The following is a 21569-nucleotide window of genomic DNA, read 5'->3' on the forward strand; positions in this document are numbered from 1 at the left end:
AGATAGACATGGCTCAAACAGTCTCTAAAAAATGGCTAGGCGTAGGCTTAGTCGTTGTAGTCCTTTTCGTTGCTTTATTCTTATGGAATAAACATCGTCAAAGTGGCTCAAATGAACTTGTGATTGGCATTAGTCCACCATTTGCAAAACCTTTACAAGCTGCTGCCGATGAAGCAAAGAAGCAGGGTTTAAATGTAAAACTGGTCGAATTTTCTGACTGGAATACCCCAAATATTACTTTAAATCATGGGGATATTGATGCGAACTTTTTCCAGCATCAACCTTTCTTAGACAATGCAATTAAAGAAACCGGCTTTAAATTAAAGGCATTTGCAGTGGGTGCAGCATCACATGTGGGACTGTATTCAAAGAAATATAAAAGTCTTGATGAATTGCCACAAAACGCACGTGTAGTCATTCCAAATGATCCAGTGAATCAAGGTCGTGCCCTACTACTTTTACAACAAGCTAAATTAATTACGCTTAAAGATTCAAACAATCATTTATCTGCACTCAAAGATGTTGTTTCAAACCCTAAAAACTTGCAATTTATTGAGGTTGAAGGACCACAAACTGCTCGTGCAATTGATGATGTTGACTTAGCTTTTGGCTATCCACATTACTTACGCTTAGCAAAAACAGCTGACCCTAATAGTGCGCTTTTACTGGATGACAATACCAATAAACGTTATGCCATTTTGTTTGTAGTACGTGACGACTATCAAGATAAGGGCGACAAATTAAAGAAATTTGTTGAGATCTATCAAAACTCACCAAAAGTTAAAGCTGTGTTAGATGCTGAGATTGGGCCAAAACTTTGGTTCCCTGGCTGGAAGTAATAACGGAAAGATTATGGCAATTCAGTTCAAACAGCATAAGCCTTGGTTACTCGGAATTACGATTATTATCGTAGTTCTGGGTCTCGTCGGTTACCGTTATATTAAAAATAAACAAACCGATGATGTTTTAACGATTGGCATTAGTCCACCGTATGCTGAGTTATTACAAAGTATTGCCAATGAAGTAGAAAAGCAAGGCATTCATGTCAAACTCGTTGAATTTTCTGACTGGCGAGCACCAAATGTTGCCGTACAAAACGGTGATATTGATGCAAACTTTTTCCAGCAAAGCGTATTTCTACGTAATGCTGTAAAAGAAACGGGTTATGACTTACATGCATTTGCCGTGGGTTCAGGAAGTCATGTGGGTTTATATTCAAAAAAATATAAATCACTTAAAGACTTACCTTCAAATGCACGTATTGCTATTCCAAACGATCCCGTCAATTTAGCTCGCGCTTTAATTTTATTGCACCGTGCAGGTTTAATTCAGCTTAAAGACATTAATAATGAACTTTCAACCACTCAAGACATTATTGCTAATCCCAAACAGCTGAGCTTTGTTGAGGTTGAAGGCCCGCAGACAGCACATGCATATAACGATGTCGATTTAATTTTCGGCTTCCCTCACTACTTAAAAATGGCAAAGGTAACCGACCCACATAGCGCATTATTTTTAGATCCAATCGATAAAAAATATGCAATTTTGTTTGTGACCCGTCGCGATTACCAAGATAAAAACCAAAAACTTGCAACCTTTGTTAAAGCATTCCAGAACTCAAAACAAGCACAAGATATTCTGGATAAAGACTTTGGCCAAGGTATGTGGTTTCAAGGCTGGAAATAAGGAGAATGACAATGGTGAGTTTTGGATCACAAGTTGATTTTTCCCTACCTCATATCAAAATTCGTGGTTTAAATAAGTTTTACCAATCGCAGGGTCAAAAACTGCATGCTTTAAAAGAGATTAACCTTGATATTCCTCAAGGTAAGATTTTAGGCATTATTGGTAAAAGTGGTGCCGGAAAATCATCCCTACTCCGCACGTTAAATGGCTTAGAACAAGTAAATACAGGCAGTATTCATATTCATCAACAAAACATTGCTGAATTGAGTCATTCCGAGCTTATTCAAACTCGCCAACGCATTGGAATGATTTTTCAACATTTCAATTTAATGTCTGCAAAAACAGTCTGGGAAAATGTGGCATTGCCCTTAAAAGTTTCCAACTACAACAAAGCAGATATCGATGAGCGTGTAAATGAAGTTCTGGCACTCGTAGGTCTTGCAGATAAGTCTGGTCATTATCCATCACAACTTTCAGGCGGACAAAAGCAACGTGTCGGTATTGCACGTGCACTTGTTCACCACCCAGAAATTTTACTGTGTGATGAAGCCACCTCAGCACTTGACCCAGAAAGTACCGCTACTATTTTGGCTTTACTTAAAAAGATTAATCAGGAACTAGGCCTCACCATTGTATTAATTACTCACGAAATGCAGGTCATTCGAGAAATTTGTGATCAAGTTGTGGTGATTGACCAAGGTGAAATTGTAGAGGCTGGGCAAGTCTGGTCTGTATTTTCACGACCAGAGCAACAAATTACTCAAGAGTTACTGAACCTTGAGCAGATCACTCTGCCTTTTGAAATCAGTCCTCTACCCGATGAAGATTCAACTCATATTATTGTAAAACTGAAATATGAAGCTGAAGCACATCAGGTTCCAGATATTCAAGAACTACTTGCCAGATTTAAAGCACCCGTCAATTTATATCAAAGTCAGGTCGATACCATTCAAGAGCACATTATTGGTTCACTTTTAGTCGGTATTCCTAACGTAGAAATTGATCTTTCATCTATACGACAAGATGCATCAACTGCAATTGCAAAATTTGAGGTACTTGGCTATGCACGACCAGCTCATTGATTTATTAATTACTGGAACTGTAGATACCTTACTCATGGTAGGTGCATCTGCGTTTATTGCTTTTTTAATTGGCTTACCGATTGCTGTTGTTTTAGTCAGCACTTCTGAGCATGGCATTCACCCATCACAAAAGATTAATCAAGCTTTGGGTTGGGTCATTAATATTACTCGTTCTGTGCCCTTTCTTATTTTAATGGTTGCACTTATTCCGCTTACTCGCTGGATTGTCGGGACAAGTTATGGGGTCTGGGCAGCCGTTGTTCCGCTGACTATTGCTGCAATTCCTTTCTTTGCGCGTATTGCAGAAGTCAGCTTACGCGAAGTCGATCAAGGTTTAATTGAAGCTGCACAAGCCATGGGTTGTAACCGTAAACAAATTATTTGGCATGTGCTTTTACCAGAGGCTTTGCCGGGTATTGTGGCGGGCTTTACCGTGACTATTGTGACTATGATTAACTCATCAGCAATTGCAGGTGCTATTGGTGCAGGTGGCTTAGGAGACATCGCATATCGTTATGGTTATCAACGTTTTGATATGCAAATTATGTTAGCTGTAATTTTAGTGCTCATTATTTTAGTCATGCTGGTACAAGCGACTGGTGATGCATTAGCCCAGCAACTTGATAAACGTAAAGTTTAAAAGCAATACAACCCCGCTCTAGCCATGACTTTGTCATGGCTTTCATGTAAAATCAGCGACAATTTTTAATTTACACATTTGTGAGTGGTTTTCATGGGTTTTAATTGCGGTATTGTTGGTCTGCCAAACGTAGGGAAATCTACCCTTTTCAATGCATTAACGAAAGCAGCGATTGCAGCGGAAAACTTCCCTTTCTGTACCATTGAACCAAACACAGGTATTGTTCCTGTACCAGATCCACGTTTAGACAAACTTGCTGCGATTGTTAAACCACAGCGTATTTTGCCAACTACAATGGAATTTGTGGACATTGCAGGTCTTGTTGCTGGTGCATCAAAAGGTGAAGGCTTGGGTAACCAGTTCCTTGCTAACATCCGTGAAACTGATGCGATTGCTCATGTTGTACGTTGTTTCGAAGATGAAAACGTAATTCACGTAAATGGTAAAATTGATCCATTAGACGACATCGCAACCATCAATACTGAACTTGCGCTTGCCGATCTTGAAACTGTTGCCAAAGCAATTTTACGTTTAACTAAAGTTGCTAAAGGCGGTGACAAAGAAGCTGTAGCAACTAAAGCAGTTTTAGAAAAAATCCAACCTTTACTTGACGAAGGTAAACCAGCTCGTGCAGCTGATTTATCTGATGACGAGCGTAAATTAGTTCGTGGTTTTGGTTTAATGACTTTAAAACCAACCATGTATATTGCAAACGTTGCAGAAGATGGTTTTGAAAACAACCCACACTTAGACGCAGTTAAAAAACTTGCGGCTGAAGAAAACGCTATCGTTGTTCCTCTTTGCAACCAGATTGAAGCTGAAATTTCATTATTAGAAGATGAAGATCGTGCTGAATTCTTAGAAGCAATGGGTATGGAAGAACCAGGCTTAAACGTGGTTATTCGTGCCGGTTATGCGCTTTTAGGTTTACAAACTTATTTCACTGCTGGTGTACAAGAAGTACGTGCTTGGACAGTAAAAGTTGGTGCAACCGCTCCTCAAGCAGCTGGTGTGATTCATACCGACTTCGAAAAAGGCTTTATCCGTGCTGAAGTTGTTGCATACGATGACTTTGTACAATACAACGGTGAGAACGGCGCTAAAGAAGCTGGTAAATGGCGTTTAGAAGGTAAAACTTACGTTGTTCAAGACGGCGATGTAATGCACTTCCGTTTTAACGTTTAAGTTAAAGCTAAAAAAGCCCCAATATATTGGGGCTTTTTTTATTATTAATGACTTAAATCCATCGTCTCTCGTTTACTGCGTGCCTCTTGTAAAATACGTGCATGCAAAGGCTTTCTAAAACCCAGCATAAATATAAATTCTGCCAATACAAATAACGGCCCTATCGCGAGTCCAATCACATCATCAACAAAGGCAGGTTTTTTCTTTTCGAAATAATGTCCAACAAACTGAAAGACCCAACCCACTACAAAGAAACCAATACTTGCCGCTAACCATTGTCCTAAAGAAAGCTCGGCAATTTGGCTTGCCAATGGATACACAGCAACTAAAATAATCAGCATGAGTAAACCAAATACTTTATCTAAAATGAAGTAATAGATCGTACTAACTGCAATCAACACCATAGCTAAAGTCAGTTTAAAACTGCCAATATCAACTCCAGCTCTCACTGTTAAACATAAAATTGAAAATACAATAAGTGGAATACCAACAAAATGCGTCAAAATATTTTGATGGTTTAAATGATAAGCCGCATATTTGCTAAGCTGTTGCTCCAGATTTGTCATGAGTGATTCCCTATTCATCTACATATAGTCATACTGTACAAATAAGGAAAACTTAAAGTTGTCAGCTATTTGACAAAGTAATGATTTTTTTCATGGATGGACTGATATTGGATCTTATTTATATTAATCGACTTAAAGTAAATACATGGTTTAGTGTGCTTCCAGAAGCATTTCAAAATTTTATTTTAGAACATGGTAAGCAAATTACTTTTGAAAAAAATAGTTATGTGTTCCGCGCTCAAGATATCTTTGATGGCATTTACACTGTGCTTGAAGGCTCAATTAGTTTGGGTTATGTCGATGTAAATGGTAATGAAGCTCTTTCTGCAATTGCTGAGCCAATTATGTGGTTTGGTGAAATATCTCTGATTGACCATGAACCGCGCTCACATGATGCCATTGCCTTGAAAAAAAGTACCGTTCTACATATTCCTGCCAAACCATTAAATCAATTACTCAAAGACAATCCGTATTATTGGTACTACTTTGCTCGTTTAACCAGTCAAAAACTCAGATATGTTTTTTTAGAACAGATTGCTATACAAACACGCAGTATTTCTCAAAGACTTGCTCAACGTCTTTTGTTTATTTTGGAAGGTTATGGTAATCACATTCTTATACAAGAAAGACAAATTCATATTTCTCAAGAACAATTAGCAAATATGCTCACTACCTCAAGACAGACTGTTAATCATGAGTTAAACTTATTAGAAAAGCAGAATATTATTAAAATTGCGTTCAGAAAAATTGAAATTTTAGACATTGAAAAGTTAAATTTAATTGCAAAATCTACTAGTTAAATAGATTAAAAAAATCTATATAATAAAAACTTAAAATTAAATTAAAAAATTAGATAACACTGCAAAATAAAACATTGTTCAAACTCTATTTCACAAAATAAATATTCCAAAACAGAATTTTTCATCTTACACTCGAACTGAGCAATAATACTCAACAAGGCGCTGATTAACATGAAAAAATTATCAACAATTCTTACAGCTGGCGTATTGGCAATGTTAAGTGTTTCGGCATTTGCATGTCCAAAAGGAACTCAACTCCAAGGAGGAACTGGACCACATCATAAAGGCGGTAAATGTGTTGCTATGAGCGGCAAAACGACTGCTAAAAAAGAAGCTAAGAAAGATATGAATGAGAAGAAACATGCTGCTATGACTAGCGCGACTAACGCTAAACAAGAAGCAAATCAAGCTACTCATCAAATGAAACAAGATGCTGTAAAAACTGCAAACACTGCTAAGAAACCATAATTAATATTAATTTATGTGTTAAAAAAGCGAGATTCTAAATCTCGCTTTTTTTATTATTACCATTATTTCGGAGATGTATTTCCCAAATTTGGGTTATCAATTGCTTCCTTACACTGCTGTTTATCACGTTCGTAGTCTGTTTGTTTTTGAGCAACTGTTTTTTCATTTTCCAGTGTTTCTCGTGCCCATACATCTAGACTAGTTAAGGCTTTTCGGCAAAGTGCATATTTTCCTTCAGTTACCGAATCTGTCATTTTTACGTTAATACGCCAGTCCGTACTCAGCTGACGTAGTGGTTTGCGAACCTTATCATTTATCTGATTAAGCTGTTTTCCATAAACTAAAGGGTCAACAGAGTTAATTAATGTCCATGCCTTTTTCGCATAGACTGTTGCATCATTGGTTAATTTCGGCGCTGGTTTAATTTCAACTTTTTTATCTGGGTTATGTTCATCATCACAACCCTGCAATATAAATGCGCTTGCACTCAGGATGGCGATATAAACTAAACGAGTCTTTGATTTGAACATATCAAACTGCCGAATTAAACATTTCGGCACTATGCTATTAAATTCGGCTACAATACTCAATCTTTCAAGTTTTTATAATTGTTTTACAGCCAAGGTGTATCGTGTCGAATCAACAACAGATGGCTGCTCAAAAAGCAACTTTTTGGCAAGGTGCCAAAGATAGCCAAGCCATCGTACTCACCTATTTACCTGTTTCTTTTGCCTTTGGCGTTTCTGCATCTCAATTTGGTTTCAGTCCTTGGGAAGCATTTTTTCTTTCTTGTTCAATGTATGCTGGTGCAAGCCAATTTCTTGTGGTTGCACTTTTGGCTAGTGGTTCATCTATTTGGTTAACGGCGCTAACAGTCATTGCACTAGATATTCGCCATGTACTCTATGGTCCAGCACTGTATAACTTGATTCCCAATAAATTAAATCTAAAAAAGACGGCTGTTTGGGCTTGGGGGCTTACAGATGAAGTTTTTGCCAGTGGAATGATTCAACTTTCGCAACGTAAACAACAGTGGTCTGAATCTTGGATGTTAGGCTTAAGTCTGTTCAGCTGGATGTCTTGGGCAACTGGTTCATTGTTAGGTGGCTTATTTGCAGATCAAGTCGCCCATCTTCCAAAATTTTTACAAGCAGCTTTAGACTTTTTACTACCCGCTTTATTTTTAAGCTTTTTGCTCGCAGCTTTTGAGCGCAAACATACTTTAGTCGTTGCAGTATCTTTGGTCGTTTCAGCCTTGGCATGTTATTGGATTAACTTATCAGCAGCTATTTTTATTGGTATTTTTTCAGGCATTTTAGCTGGTTTATTTAAACACTATGTGCTGAAACAGCATGAAGAGGTTGAAGCCTAATATGAACTTAGAAATTATATTGGTCGGCATTATTGTCGGTATTGCCAATTTTGCTTCACGTTTTGGCCCGTTCTTCGTTATACAAAAACTACAAGGTACTCATCAAAAACGCGGCTCTGTCTGGATAAAAATTGCTTTAGGGAGTATTGGTATCTCTGCCATTAGCGCCATGCTTGTAGTTGCAACTCTCCCCCCTTTACTTGAAACTCCCAACAAGAGCTTCGCAATGTTTATGGGTTTTATAGTTTTAGCAGCCCTTTATTTTAAATTTAAGAAAATTGTTCCAGCGACTTTAACTGCTGCACTCGTTTATGGTTTGATCTACACATATTTACCTTTATAAATAGATAAACTGATCATGCTTATATAATATATAAAGGCTAGAAGTGATTAATAGTAATAGCTTCTAGCATGAAAAACTCATTTTTTTAAATTTATTAAAAGATAACACCATCTAGCGATTAGAGATAAAAATGTCACAAGTTAAAATTTATGCAAATGAACAAACCATCATGCAGTATCGAGAATTGCTTTCTCATGCTATTCATCAGGCTCTTATTGAAGAGTTGAAATATCCTGTCGAGAAAAGATTTCAACGCTTTATGAGTCTCAAACCGGAAAACTTTATCTATCCTTCAGATCGAAGCCAACACTACATCATTATTGAACTTTCAATGTTTGCTGGCAGAAGTACTGAAGCGAAGAAAAGACTCATTCAAACTTTATTTCGTAATATTGAACAGTATTGCAAAATTACCCCACAAGATATTGAAATCACTATTTTTGAAACACCTAAAGAGAATTGGGGCATCCGTGGTCAAAATGCAGATGAAATGCGTCTAAACTATCAGGTTAACGTTTAAAAATTATCTGCATCATTGTCTGACAAAATTCATTTTTTTATGTGTGATAAGGCTTAACTCCACCATAAGTTCTGCTATGCTTAAAAAAATAATTTTGTCAGGATGATTCGCATGAGCGTGACACTCGGTACCCCACTTCAATCTTCTGCATTTAAAGTTTTATTGTTAGGTTCAGGAGAGCTTGGCAAAGAAGTTGTAATTTCCTTACAACGCCTTGGTGTAGAAGTACATGCAGCCGACCGTTATGATCACGCACCAGCTATGCAAGTTGCACATTTTTCTTATGTGTTAAACATGGCTGATCCAACTCAATTAAAACAACTCATTGAAAAAGTTAAACCGAATTTAATTGTTCCAGAAATTGAAGCAATTGCAACCGAGGTTTTGCTTGAAATTGAAGCAAATCAAACCGCTACTGTCATTCCTTCTGCTAAAGCAGTAAACCTGACCATGAACCGTGAAGGTATTCGCCGTCTTGCGGCTGAAGAGCTTGGTTTGCCTACTTCTGCTTATCGCTTTGCTGACTCTTTAGAAAGCTTCCGTGCTGCTTGTGATGACATTGGTTATCCTAATTTTGTAAAACCAGTCATGTCTTCTTCTGGCAAAGGCCAGTCTCGTGTAAAAAGTTTTGATGAAGTTGATGCGGCTTGGGAATATGCGATGCAAGGTGGCCGTGTTAACCAAGGCACAGTCATTATTGAATCTCAAATTGATTTTGATTTTGAAATTACGTTACTCACGGTGCGTGCTAAAAACCCTGAAACTGGTGAAATTGAAACTCACTACTGTGACCCGATTGGTCACCGTCAAGATGCAGGCGATTATGTAGAAAGCTGGCAGCCTCAACCCATGACTCCTGCAGCACTTGAAGAAGCAAAACGTATTGCAAATAAAGTGACAACAGCACTTGGTGGCTGTGGTATTTTTGGTGTAGAACTATTTATTAAAGGTGACAAAGTTTGGTTCAGTGAAGTCTCACCTCGCCCACACGACACTGGTCTGGTGACTTTAGCATCTCAGTATCAAAGTGAATTTGAATTACATGCACGTGCAATCTTAGGTTTACCTGTAAACACAGCACGCCACAGTGTTGCTGCAAGTGCCGTAATTTATGCTGGAGTAGATGCCAACAATTTAAGTTATAGCAATCTGAATGTAGCTTTAGCTCATCCAGACACAGACTTACGTTTGTTTGGTAAACCAGAAGGCTTCAAACGACGTCGCATGGGTGTTGCAACTGCTCGTGCTGAAAATACTGATCTTGCCCGTACTTTAGCGAAAGAAACCGCTGATCAAGTAATCGTTCAAACAAACTCTTAATTTTTATTTATTGGTAGACCCATTTTCATGATCAATACATCGCCACTGTTGAACTACGTCTCAAGTCATCATGATATTAAAGCCATTAATCAATGGCGAACGGATGTAGAAAAGCAGTTGCAGGATTCATATGAAAATGGGCAATCTATTCGTGACATCATTAAAGCACGTTCAGATTTAGTTGATGAAGCGCTGATCTTTTTATGGAAACATGCTGAACTGGATCAGACAGGTCTAGGCCTTTTCGCTGTAGGTGGTTATGGACGCCGTGAAATGTTGCCCTATTCCGACGTCGATATCATGATTTTGTCAGAACATGAAATTACTGAAGAAAACGAAAAGCGAATTTCTACCTTTATTTCTTCATTATGGGATGTCGGAAACTTTAAACCTGGTATTAGTGTTCGAACTATTCAAAGCTGTGTTGAGCAGGCCGCTACTGATTTAACGGTTGCAACCACACTCATTGAAGCCCGTTTAATTACGGGTAATACTCAGCTTGCAAAATGGCCTCGTCGTATCGTCTCTCAGACTTGGACAGATAAAACCTTTTATGACGCGAAAATGGCAGAACAAGCCAAGCGCTACCATCAACATAACAACACAGAAAGTAACTTAGAGCCTGATATAAAAAATGCTCCGGGTGGTATTCGTGATATTAATCAGATCGGTTGGATTGCTAAACGTCATTTCCGCGTAAACCGTATCTATGATTTAGTACATTTAGGATTCATTTCAGAATTTGAATTAGCCGTTCTAGAAGAAGCTGAAAGTTTCCTTTGGGAAATTCGGCACCATTTGCACCGCTTAGCCAAACGTGATGAAAACCGTCTACTCTTTGACCACCAAAGGGAAATTGCCGCAAAGTTTGGATATGTGCGTCAAGAAGGCCAACCTGTAAATTATGGTGTTGAGCAGTTCATGAAGCGCTACTACCGTACTGCACAACAGGTTTCGACACTCAATGAAATGTTACTCGCGTATTTTAGTGAGTCTGTCATCACACCTCGACTCCCCAACTACGAACGCAAAATTGAAGTGATTAATGATCATTTTAAAATTGTCGATAACAAACTTGCCGTACAACATCATAAAATATTTGCAGAACATCCAAGCGCTATTCTAGAGTTGTTCTATATTTTAGCGAATCGACCAGATATCGAGGGTATTCGTGCTCGTACTTTGCGTTTACTGATTCTTGCGGCGAAAAGAATTAACCAAAGTTACCGTAATAACCCAGAAAACCAAGCGCTGTTTATGTCAATTATTCGCTCACCATATCGCCTATACGATACATTGGTTGCGATGAAGCGTTATGGTGTTTTAGGAAACTATATTCCTGCTTTTGGGCAAATTATGGGGCTTATGCAATATGACCTGTTCCATATCTATACAGTCGATGCCCACACGTTATTATTACTGCGTAACTTAAACCGATTTAGAGAACCTGAATTCGCTAAAGAGTTCCCTGTGGTCAGTTCAGTTTTTCAGCGTCTTGCTCGCCAAGATATCGTCTTTATAGCGGCATTATTCCATGACATCGCCAAAGGTCGTGGTGGTGACCATAGTGAACTTGGTGCTGAAGATGCGATTGAGTTTGGCCGTGCACACGGATTTACAGAGCGTGAATGTAAATTAATCGCATGGCTTATTCAAAACCATTTACTCATGTCTTTGACAGCGCAGAAAAAAGATATTTCTGATCCTGATGTCGTAAAAGATTTTGCAGAAAAACTTGGCGATATGGAACATCTCGATTATCTGTACACTTTAACGGTGGCGGATATTAATGCGACAAATCCAAAACTTTGGAACACATGGCGCGCATCCCTCATGCGTCAACTTTATACGCATGCTCGTGATGTAATTCGTACTGGCTTAGGCCGCCCTGTTGACTACCAAATGCTGATTGAAGATACCAAATTTGCAGCAAGTGAATTACTGGTAAATAACTTCGCATTGGCAGATGTCGAAAAGGTATGGCAAGAACTTGGTGATGAATACTTCATTAAAGAATCTGCCGATGAAATTGCCTGGCATACACAAGCAATTTTAAAACACGGTGATAATCCTGAACCATTAGTACTTTTACGTGCTCATCGTAAAGCTGCTCAAGATGCCGTTCAAATCTTTATTTATACACGTGATCAGCCAAACCTGTTTGCGACCACAGTTGCAGTGTTAGATCGCATGAATTTAGACGTTCAAGATGCAAAAATTATCACAGCAATTACTGCATTTAGTTTAGATACCTATGTTGTACTTGATCGTTTTGGTACATTGCTGACTGATCCTGAACGTGAAGAAACCGTTAAAACTGCATTAGTGAAGGCACTTAGCCAACCAGATCAATATCCGGGACTCATGCAACGCCGTATCCCGCGTCAATTGCGTCACTTTGATATTGAAAATACAGTCGACGTAACATTAAATGAAGCTTTACAGCAGAACATGGTCGAAATTTCAACACTTGACCATCCTGGCCTACTTGCACGTGTAGGTGGTTTATTTATGATGCAAGGTTTAGACATCCATTCAGCTCGAATCGCAACTTTAGGTGAACGTGCAGAAGATATTTTCTTTGTCACCAAAAAAGATGGAAAACCGCTAAATCATGAAGAGGTCAAACTCTTCTCGGAAAAACTGAAAGCTGCATTAGATGAAGCATCTAATCAAATTTGTCAGCACTGAAACTCAACTACTTGGTAACTGTTTAATGAACTCTAGCTTGTCGTTATTACATCCGTATCCGTTTGAAAAGTTAAACCAGCTTTTTAAGGATACTACTCCTGCTAATCTCCCATTGATTCCTCTATCAATTGGTGAACCTAAGCACCCAGCACCAGAGTTTGTTAAACAGGCTATTATTGATAACTTCAACCATCTATCAACTTATCCAAACAGCAAAAGTTTACCTGAACTTCGCCAAAGCATTGCAAACTGGTTAACTCAGCGTTTTAAACTTAACAGCATTAGTGCTGAAAACCACATTTTACCAGTATCTGGTACGCGCGAAGGGATTTTCTCTTTTGTTCAAGCTTTGATTAATCGTGAAGATGCACCATATGTGGTAATGCCTAACCCATTTTATCAAATTTATGAAGGTGCAGCGTTACTTGCAGGTGCAAAGCCATATTTCATTAATTGCACAGAAGAAAACGGTTACTTAGGCGATTTTGATGCTGTGCCAGCCGAAGTGTGGGAAAAGACAGCCCTTCTTTTTGTATGTACTCCGGGTAATCCAACAGGTACAGTGCTTTCTAAAGAGCAATTTAAAAAGCTGATTGCTTTATCAGATCAATATAATTTTGTAATTGCTTCTGATGAATGCTATTCAGAACTTTGGTTCGACCAAGCACCTACAGGTTTATTAGAAGTTTGTGCTGAACTTGGACGAGATGACTACAAAAACTGTATCGTATTCCACTCACTTTCAAAGCGTTCTAACTTACCGGGTCTACGTTCAGGTTTTGTAGCTGGTGATGCTGATTTATTAAAACCATATTTGCAATATCGTACCTATCACGGTGCGGCAATGCCAGTACAACACCAGCTTGCTTCAATTGCAGCTTGGAATGATGAAGACCATGTTGAAGAAAACCGTAAGCAGTATCGTGCAAAATTTGACTTATTCCAATCTGAGCTAGGCCATTTATTGCCATTACAAAAACCGGATGCTGGTTTTTACTACTGGTTAAAAGTAGATAATGATGAAACTTTTGCCAAAATGCTGATGGAAAAAGCACACATTAAAGTTTTACCGGGTCGCTATTTATCTCGTGATACTGAGCAAGGCAACCCAGGAGCTAACCATGTACGTATGGCTTTAGTGGCAGATTTAGCACAATGTGAAGAAGTAGTTAAACGCTTAAAAGCGATTCTTTAAGTATCTTCTTACCAGTTGTATAGTCTTTTAACGATTAAGACTATACAACTGGGCTATACACTATTTATATGTAATTAAAAGCACAGCAAAAATAATAAAAGCAATACTAGAACAATAGTATAAACCTGTCGCAGAACGCTTGATTTTGTCTAAAACCCGCCCCTGAGCAAGCAATCCAACCAGCAAAATATTCCAAACAAGAACAACACCAACCATCCATGTACTCATGAGCAGTTTTTGAATTAAGCTGAACTTATATTGAATAAGCAGCATCAAGCTACTATAAAACATAATATTTTTTGGATTTAGAAGACTAGACTGCACACCTAATATTAAACTTTTAATTTTGTTCTGCTTAATATTGGCTTGATCAATTAAATTGTTTTCTTCAGTCGAGAATGATAAATCACTTGATCTAGCAGCGTTAAAGCAAAGAAAACTCAAATATGCCAGATAAGCCGCACCAAGCCATTTAAAAAGTGTAAGGAGGCCACTACTCAAATCTCCAAGTAACATAAAACCAAACAAACACGCGGCTAAAATTAATGCATTCCCTAAAGTGATTCCTAAAATAACCCCATAAGTATAATGGCGTCCTTTTTGCAAAAGGCTCGTGAGAATAAGAAAGAAATCTGGTCCCGGTGATAACAGTGCTAAAAAATGAGTAAATGCAATAACTAAAAAAACATCCATAACAGCTTCATATATAAAACAGTATGGAAAATCTTAAAAATACGAACTTATTATTTCTTGTAAATTATTGCGCGACTGCAAGTTGAAACTGTCGAGGAGTAACTCCAGTATGGGCTTTAAATGCTTTATGAAAATGACTTTGATCACTAAAGCCTAAATTAAGAGCCAGCTCTACGAGTGAAATCCCCTGTTTAAGGAGTTCCCGAGCTTGGTTAATCTTTAAATTAATTTGAAATGCATGTGGAGTTAGACCGACATTTGCTTTAAATAGCCGAATGATTGCATAACGACTCAGGCCAACCTGCTGTGCAAGTTCTTCAAGGGAAATAAAACTCTCAGAAGAAGTAACGGCCTCAACTAAATCTAGAAAATCTTTATATAAGTACTGCGGTTTTTGTATTTCTTCTAAAATAAAATGTGGCAACAACAAGCCCATAAGATAATCAAGAAGTGATTGTTCCTTTTCAAGAATTAGCTTTTGTTCATCAAAAAGCGCATCATTCATTTCAGTAAAAGCTTTATAGAAAGTTTCATCCCTTATGATGAGAGGCTTATGTTGAGGTAGATGCAAATCAAAGCCTTGCTGTTGAAATTCAGAATACAACTGACTTAACCACATTATATCCAGATGCAGCATTTGATAACTCCAAGCCTCATTTGGCTTAGGGTTACAAGAATGTTCAATATGGGCAGGTACAATAACTAAAGTACCCGCCGATATCTCTTGAGCAGTGCCAAAAGAACTTTGAAAAATGCTATTCCCCTCGTCTACCGCACCAATTGAAAATGTTGGATGGCTATGAGACTTATAACATGTCCGGCTACGACACGACTTTCGAGTTTCAACATAAGGCATTCGCCGATCTTGCCAAAACTCGAAAGTTTGAGGAATAGCATTCATTAAATTAATTAGCCTGCTAATGCTTTTTCAATATCAGCTTCTAAAGCTTCAGGTTTAGTCGTAGGTGCATAACGATTCAAAACTGAACCATCTTTACCGACCAGAAACTTGGTAAAGTTCCATTTAATCGTACTACTGCCTAAAATCCCTTTAGCTTCACGTGTTAAATATCTAAAAATTACATGCGCTTCAGGCCCTTTTACATCGACTTTCGCAAACATAGGGAACTTAACCCCATAGTTTCGCTGGCAGAAAGCCCCAATCTCTTTATTATTTCCTGGATCTTGCCCACCAAACTGGTTGCAGGGAAAACCTAAAACTTCTAAACCCTGATCTTTATATTTTTCATAAAGTTTTTCGAGACCAGCAAACTGTGGAGTAAAACCACATTTACTGGCGGTATTTACAATTAATAAAACTTTACCTTTGTAATCAGCAAATTGCTTAATATCACCTTCTAACAATTCAGCTTCAAACTGATAAATGTTACTCATGGATAAGTTTCCTCGTCATTTTTTTCTTGTGTTTTAAGTTGTAATGATGCCGAGTTCACACAATAGCGCAAACCTGTCGGCTGTGGTCCATCTTCAAAAACATGCCCAAGATGAGCTTCGCAATCATGACAAACAATTTCTGTTCTGACCATACCATGCGTTAAATCTTCATGTTCTTCAATTACTGTTCCATTCACTGGACGAAAGAAACTTGGCCAACCGCAACCACTATCATATTTTGCATCTGACGAGAACAATTCAGCTCCACAGCAACGACAAACATAGGTACCATGTTGCTTAGTGTTCCAGTATTGCCCCGTAAAAGCTGGTTCAGTGCCCTTTTGTCGTGTTATCCGATATTCTTCTGGTGATAACTCTCTTTGCCATTCCCGGTCTGTTTTATTAACTTTTCCCATGACATGCACCTTTTATTCTGATGTAAACATAAATTGATAATCGTGTTTTATATTTACGCCATTCGTCAAAAAAACACTAGTCTCTGAACGTAAAATTTGTTGGAATTTAATCATCTAAGTAACAGTAAGCAAAAAGTAAGCAAATTACAAAAACAAAAGTAAGCAAAATTATGTTTTATTTCCTTCCAAGGAAGCAAAGATGGTGCTATTCTTGTTTGGCACGGTTGTATAGGACAAAACATGTCTCAGAAAAAAAGTGTGCTTTTCCAGCAACTATTACCAGTTATCAAACAGTATCAGCAATCGGGTTTTACCCATGAAAAAATTGTTGAATTACTAAAAGATCAACATGATCTAAATTTGGTAACAGTTAAAACATTTAAAAGTTATTTATACCGATATGCAAAAGTGAATCCAGCTATGTCTAAAAATACTGCTACTCTCCAATCCATGCCAACTTCTCGGGAAATTAAGAAATCATCGAAGCTTGAGCATGTTTGCTATGACATTCGCGGACCTGTATTACGAGCCGCCAATGAAATGGAAGAGCAAGGACATAAAATCATTAAGCTAAATATCGGCAACCCTGCTCCATTTGGTTTTGAAGCACCACAAGAAATTATTAATGACGTTGCTTTAAACCTACCAAATGCAATTGGCTATGTTGATTCGAAAGGTATCTTTCCAGCACGTAAAGCGATCTGTCAGTACTACCAACAAAAAGGTATCCTAAATATGCACGTAAATGACGTGTATATTGGTAACGGCGTATCTGAACTCATTGTAATGGCGATGCAAGGCTTACTTGATGATGGCGATGAAATGCTAATTCCAATGCCAGATTATCCGCTTTGGACAGCAGCCGTTAATCTTTCGGGTGGTACTGCCATTCACTATAAATGTGATGAAGAAAATAGCTGGTATCCAGATATTGCTGACATTGAAAGTAAAATTACTTCAAATACACGTGGTATTGTGATTATTAACCCAAATAATCCAACTGGTTCAGTATATCCACGTCACGTGCTTGAACAAATTGTGGCTCTTGCCAAGAAATACGATTTGATTTTATTTGCTGACGAAATTTACGACAAAATTGTTTATGACGGAATTGAGCACGTTTCAGTTGCCTCTTTAGCTGGCGATCAGCTATGTATTTCATTCAATGGTTTATCAAAAGCTTATCGTATTGCGGGTTTCCGTTCAGGATGGATGGCAATTACGGGCGATAAAAGCCGTGCGGCAGACTATATTGAAGGCTTAGATATGTTGGCTTCTATGCGTCTATGCGCAAACGTACAAGCCCAATATGCAATCCAAACGGCGCTTGGTGGTTATCAGTCTATTAATGACTTAATCCGTCCGGGTGGCCGCCTCTATGAACAGCGCAATATCGCTTGGGAAATGTTAAATGAAATCCCAGGTGTAAGCTGTGTTAAACCAGAAGGTGCAATGTATTGCTTCCCACGACTTGATTCTAATACTTACCCAATCGAAGACGATGAAAAGTTAATGTTAGATTTACTTCGTGCCGAAAAAGTACTTTTAGTGCAAGGAACAGGCTTTAACTGGCCAACTCCAGACCATTTCCGTGTTGTTTTCTTACCAGCAGAAAATGAATTACGTGAAGCAATTGGTCGTTTAGGTCGTTTCTTAGCCAATCGCCGTTAAAAAAATGCATAATCAAAAAGGCATCTTAAATTAGATGCCTTTTTGATTTTTATATGATCCATACATATATTTAAAAATACATAAGACCTAATTTAAATATTATTAAAAACCGACACAATATTTTGATTTTCATTAATTTTTAATAAATTTAATTTATATTGTTTTCCAATTGAAAATAAACTTATATTTTTTACCATTCGATTAAATTATTATAATTTTCCTCATTTTCCATTTTAGCTATTATGCAAAAAATGCATGAGTTGATATTTTTTTGCATTTCACACTGTTTCAAAATAGAGCAACAATCCCTTTCCATAACAACATCATCATATTCGATTCGGTTAACACTGATGCAGATTTAGGAAGATGAAATCAGTTAAAGGATCGAACTGAACTTACAAGGAAAGCTTTTCAATCATCTCTAGCCCATCTAAAAGATGATTGAACCCAAAGGATAGAGGTTCATATGAAGCAAAAGAAATTGCTCAAGTATATTGTGGTTGCCATTTTATTCGGAGTATTGACGGGTTGGATCTGTCACCACTTCTTTAATGAAGGTGATCAACTGAAGCAAATCGCTTCTTATTTTAATATCATCACAGATATATTTTTACGTCTTATCAAAATGATTATTGCTCCATTGGTATTTGCCACAATTGTTTCTGGCATTGTTTCAATGGGTAAATCAACTTCAATTGGTAGCATTACACTCAAGTCAATGACTTGGTTCATTACTGCTTCCTTTGTCTCACTAGCCATCGGTATGGGCTTAGCCAATTTTTTCCAACCTGGCGCAGCACTAAATTTAGTATTACCGACAGCTCAAGAACTCAGTAGCGCTTCTCTCCCAGCGACTACTGGCTTTACACTACAGTCATTTATAAGCCACGTATTCCCGCGCAGTATTGCTGAGGCGATGGCTAATAATGACATTTTACAAGTACTTGTTTTTGCGATTTTCTTTGGTTCATCTTTAGCTTTTGTTAATCAAGGCAAAGAACAAGACTCGGTTATTATTCGCTTGACCGAAGAACTTAGCAAAATCATGTTCCGTATCACTGATTACGTCATGAAATTTGCACCTGTCGCAGTTTTTGCAGCAATTGCATCTGCAATTACTGTACAAGGCTTAGGCTTAATTGTTGACTACGGTATTTTAATTGCAGAGTTCTACTTCGGCCTTTTATTACTCTGGGTTATTTTATTCTCGGTAGGTGCGATCGTACTCAAAAAGGATATCTTCCGTTTAGGCAAATTAATTCGTGAACCTGTAACCCTTGCTTTTGCTACAGCTTCGAGCGAATCAGCTTATCCAAAAGTTATGGATGCCCTAAATAAATTTGGTGTACCAAAGAAAGTGACAAGCTTCGTTTTACCTTTGGGTTATTCATTTAACCTAGATGGTTCAATGATGTACACCACCTTTGCAGTACTCTTTATTGCACAGGCCTACCATATTGACCTTAGCTTTACTCAACAAATCTTGATTTTGTTGACTCTTATGGTGACAAGTAAAGGTATTGCTGGTGTTTCAAGAGCTTCTATTGTCGTAATTTCTGCAACACTCACCATGTTCCATTTACCTGAAGCCGGCATTTTATTACTGCTCGGAATTGACCAATTCCTTGATATGGGCCGTACTGCAACAAATGTAGTCGGTAATAGTATTGCAACAGCTGTAGTGGCTAAACTTGAAGGTGAAAAAGTAGCTGATACTGAAGAATTACCAGAGACAGTATTAATTAAATCGACTCAAGAACAAACGACTGCTTAAGTCTATATTTTCTCCCACTCTCCCAATTTCAGAGCAATTTTATATGACCTTATAAAATTGCTCTTTTTTTTGCTCTAAAATTTAACAGTAGAAACTCACGGGTATTTTCATATTAAATAAAGGTAGAAAAATTAGATTCCAATCACTATTAAATTTATTAAGAGCAAACCTTAAAAACAGAATATAAACCAATCAATCAACTTTTATTTTAAAAAAAACACAGATCAAATGCTTATTTTTTAGTTCACTTTTAAATTCATTATTTTCATTAAACAACTGAATTTATTATTGAGTTTGCCTATATAACTTTCAATACCATTAAAACAATTAAAGTTGTCAATAAAAAACAACAACATAAAATTATCATTTGTTAAATAAGTCTTTGAGTTATTCTATTATTTCTTATTTTTATATCATCAAAAATTTCATTTGTATTCTTTATATAAAAATTAAAAAAATAGAGATAAATTAGAAAAACTTAATAGATTTTTTATTTTTTTCATGATATTTATTAGCACTGAATAAAAGCAATGACTAAATGATTGTTGTCGAAACAAAATGATATTCAGGGATGCTTTTTATTCAGACAAGTTACGAATATGTTTTATATGGTATGTATTTTGCTTAGGACAAGCAGGCGTATTCGGCAAACTTCTACTTCGTCACTTCATAAGGATATTTTCGATGTTGACTAAAACTGTTAAATCTTTCGGTTTAGCTATGGGCTTATTGGCCTGCTCTCTCCCACTTTACGCAAAAAACAATGTTGTTGTCGTTGCTACTGGCGGTACAATCGCTGGTGCTGGTGCAAGCTCAGCAAATAGTGCAACTTACACAGCAGCAAAAGTTCCAGTTGATGCTCTAATCAATGCAGTACCACAAATCAAAGATTTGGCAAATGTAAGCGGTATTCAAGCATTACAGATCGCTTCTGAAAGTATTACTGACAAGGAATTATTACAAATTGCTCGTCAAGTAAATGAACTTGTTAAGAAGCCATCTGTGAATGGTGTCGTAATTACTCATGGTACAGATACTTTAGAAGAAACAGCATTTTTCTTAAATCTTGTTGTTCATACTGACAAACCAATCGTTGTTGTTGGTTCAATGCGTCCTTCAACTGCACTTTCAGCAGATGGACCACTTAACCTTTATAGCGCAGTTGCTTTAGCAGCTTCTGACGAAGCAAAAAATAAAGGCGTTATGGTTCTTATGAACGACTCTATTTTTGCTGCACGTGATGTAACTAAAGGCATTAACATTCATACAAATGCTTTTGTTAGCCAATGGGGCGCTTTAGGTACATTAGTTGAAGGTAAACCATACTGGTTCAGACAGTCTGTTAAACGTTTTACAAATGCTTCAGAATTTAATATTGAAAATATTAAAGGTGATGCACTTCCAATGGTACAAATCGTTTACGGTTCAGACTCTATGCTTCCTGATGCTTATGAAGCATATGCAAAAGCTGGCGCTAAAGCGATTATCCATGCGGGTACAGGTAACGGTTCTGTTGCGAACTATATCGTTCCAACTTTACAAAAACTTCATGATAAAGACGGTATTCAAATTATCCGTTCATCACGTGTACCACAAGGTTTCGTATTACGTAATGCTGAACAACCTGACGATAAATATGGTTGGGTAGCTGCTCATGACTTAAACCCACAAAAAGCACGTCTTCTTGCAGCTTTAGCTCTTACTAAGACGAATGATGCTAAAGAAATTCAACGTATGTTCTGGCAGTACTAA

Annotated in this window: 22 protein-coding genes; 16 read left to right on the top strand and 6 right to left on the bottom strand. The window is 37.5% G+C overall.

What is annotated here, in order from left to right; genetic code table 11:
* Positions 1–8: 8 nt before the first annotated feature.
* From I8T81_RS11150 to ychF, 5 genes are all read left to right on the top strand, one after another.
* Complete coding sequence (locus I8T81_RS11150) at positions 9–839, top strand: MetQ/NlpA family ABC transporter substrate-binding protein (protein ID WP_198071182.1); 831 nt, start codon at positions 9–11, stop codon at positions 837–839.
* Positions 840–852: 13 nt separating this feature from the next.
* Entirely contained in the window at positions 853–1686 is an 834-nt protein-coding gene (locus tag I8T81_RS11155; protein ID WP_198071183.1) for a MetQ/NlpA family ABC transporter substrate-binding protein, read from the top strand.
* 5 nt (positions 1687–1691) lie between these two features.
* On the top strand, positions 1692–2768 hold the full coding sequence (locus I8T81_RS11160) for a methionine ABC transporter ATP-binding protein (RefSeq protein ID WP_198071184.1): 1077 nt from the start codon (positions 1692–1694) through the stop codon (positions 2766–2768).
* On the top strand, positions 2749–3408 hold the full coding sequence (locus I8T81_RS11165; RefSeq protein WP_100291418.1) for a methionine ABC transporter permease: 660 nt from the start codon (positions 2749–2751) through the stop codon (positions 3406–3408). Before I8T81_RS11160 ends, I8T81_RS11165 begins: the two co-directional genes overlap by 20 nt.
* A gap of 93 nt (positions 3409–3501) precedes the next feature.
* Positions 3502–4593, top strand: a complete 1092-nt coding sequence (gene ychF, locus I8T81_RS11170; RefSeq protein WP_004642544.1) for a redox-regulated ATPase YchF — start codon at positions 3502–3504, stop codon at positions 4591–4593.
* 44 nt (positions 4594–4637) lie between these two features.
* Here ychF and I8T81_RS11175 read toward each other — a convergent pair whose 3' ends face one another.
* A complete protein-coding gene (locus I8T81_RS11175; protein ID WP_077165771.1) occupies positions 4638–5159 on the bottom strand; it encodes an Mpo1 family 2-hydroxy fatty acid dioxygenase in 522 nt (173 codons plus the stop codon).
* A gap of 92 nt (positions 5160–5251) precedes the next feature.
* Between I8T81_RS11175 and I8T81_RS11180 the strand changes: the two genes are divergently transcribed.
* Complete coding sequence (locus I8T81_RS11180; RefSeq protein ID WP_077165784.1) at positions 5252–5959, top strand: Crp/Fnr family transcriptional regulator; 708 nt, start codon at positions 5252–5254, stop codon at positions 5957–5959.
* A 171-nt stretch (positions 5960–6130) separates the two neighbouring features.
* Positions 6131–6427, top strand: a complete 297-nt coding sequence (locus I8T81_RS11185; RefSeq protein WP_004702158.1) for a hypothetical protein — start codon at positions 6131–6133, stop codon at positions 6425–6427.
* Positions 6428–6489: 62 nt separating this feature from the next.
* Here I8T81_RS11185 and I8T81_RS11190 read toward each other — a convergent pair whose 3' ends face one another.
* Positions 6490–6957: a hypothetical protein gene (locus I8T81_RS11190; RefSeq protein ID WP_198071185.1), complete on the bottom strand. Its 468-nt coding sequence runs from the start codon at positions 6955–6957 to the stop codon at positions 6490–6492.
* 119 nt (positions 6958–7076) lie between these two features.
* Here I8T81_RS11190 and I8T81_RS11195 point away from each other — a divergent pair, with 119 nt between their 5' ends.
* From I8T81_RS11195 to dapC, 6 genes are all read left to right on the top strand, one after another.
* A complete protein-coding gene (locus tag I8T81_RS11195; protein ID WP_019458924.1) occupies positions 7077–7799 on the top strand; it encodes an AzlC family ABC transporter permease in 723 nt (240 codons plus the stop codon).
* A gap of 1 nt (position 7800) precedes the next feature.
* Positions 7801–8142: an L-valine transporter subunit YgaH gene (gene ygaH / locus I8T81_RS11200; RefSeq protein ID WP_004702171.1), complete on the top strand. Its 342-nt coding sequence runs from the start codon at positions 7801–7803 to the stop codon at positions 8140–8142.
* 130 nt (positions 8143–8272) lie between these two features.
* Positions 8273–8662 (top strand): tautomerase family protein, encoded by a 390-nt coding sequence (locus I8T81_RS11205; protein WP_004702172.1) that lies wholly within the window; start codon positions 8273–8275, stop codon positions 8660–8662.
* Between the two features lie 102 nt (positions 8663–8764).
* Positions 8765–9982, top strand: coding sequence for a formate-dependent phosphoribosylglycinamide formyltransferase (gene purT, locus I8T81_RS11210; RefSeq protein ID WP_077168466.1), 1218 nt, complete (start codon positions 8765–8767; stop codon positions 9980–9982).
* Between the two features lie 27 nt (positions 9983–10009).
* A complete protein-coding gene (gene glnD / locus I8T81_RS11215) occupies positions 10010–12673 on the top strand; it encodes a [protein-PII] uridylyltransferase (protein ID WP_004702176.1) in 2664 nt (887 codons plus the stop codon).
* A 25-nt stretch (positions 12674–12698) separates the two neighbouring features.
* Positions 12699–13868, top strand: coding sequence for a succinyldiaminopimelate transaminase (gene dapC, locus I8T81_RS11220; protein ID WP_198072770.1), 1170 nt, complete (start codon positions 12699–12701; stop codon positions 13866–13868).
* A 60-nt stretch (positions 13869–13928) separates the two neighbouring features.
* Here the strand turns inward: dapC and I8T81_RS11225 are convergent, their stop codons facing one another.
* From I8T81_RS11225 to msrB, 4 genes are all read right to left on the bottom strand, one after another.
* On the bottom strand, positions 13929–14561 hold the full coding sequence (locus I8T81_RS11225; RefSeq protein WP_198071186.1) for a LysE family translocator: 633 nt from the start codon (positions 14559–14561) through the stop codon (positions 13929–13931).
* A gap of 64 nt (positions 14562–14625) precedes the next feature.
* Positions 14626–15471 (bottom strand): AraC family transcriptional regulator, encoded by an 846-nt coding sequence (locus I8T81_RS11230; protein WP_198072771.1) that lies wholly within the window; start codon positions 15469–15471, stop codon positions 14626–14628.
* Complete coding sequence (locus I8T81_RS11235) at positions 15471–15956, bottom strand: glutathione peroxidase (RefSeq protein WP_004702185.1); 486 nt, start codon at positions 15954–15956, stop codon at positions 15471–15473. Before I8T81_RS11235 ends, I8T81_RS11230 begins: the two co-directional genes overlap by 1 nt.
* The gene (gene msrB, locus I8T81_RS11240; RefSeq protein WP_004702186.1) at positions 15953–16372 is read right to left on the bottom strand and encodes a peptide-methionine (R)-S-oxide reductase MsrB; all 420 of its coding nucleotides are present in this window, start codon (positions 16370–16372) and stop codon (positions 15953–15955) included. The genes I8T81_RS11235 and msrB overlap by 4 nt, the downstream gene beginning before the upstream one ends.
* A gap of 240 nt (positions 16373–16612) precedes the next feature.
* On the opposite strand from msrB, the gene I8T81_RS11245 reads away from it, so the two are divergent.
* From I8T81_RS11245 to I8T81_RS11255, 3 genes are all read left to right on the top strand, one after another.
* Positions 16613–18043 (top strand): pyridoxal phosphate-dependent aminotransferase, encoded by a 1431-nt coding sequence (locus tag I8T81_RS11245; protein WP_198071187.1) that lies wholly within the window; start codon positions 16613–16615, stop codon positions 18041–18043.
* A gap of 466 nt (positions 18044–18509) precedes the next feature.
* Positions 18510–19817, top strand: coding sequence for a dicarboxylate/amino acid:cation symporter (locus tag I8T81_RS11250; RefSeq protein ID WP_198071188.1), 1308 nt, complete (start codon positions 18510–18512; stop codon positions 19815–19817).
* A gap of 684 nt (positions 19818–20501) precedes the next feature.
* The gene (locus tag I8T81_RS11255) at positions 20502–21569 is read left to right on the top strand and encodes a type II asparaginase (protein WP_049065923.1); all 1068 of its coding nucleotides are present in this window, start codon (positions 20502–20504) and stop codon (positions 21567–21569) included.

This window comes from Acinetobacter seifertii, assembly GCF_016064815.1.
GTDB lineage: Bacteria > Pseudomonadota > Gammaproteobacteria > Pseudomonadales > Moraxellaceae > Acinetobacter > Acinetobacter seifertii.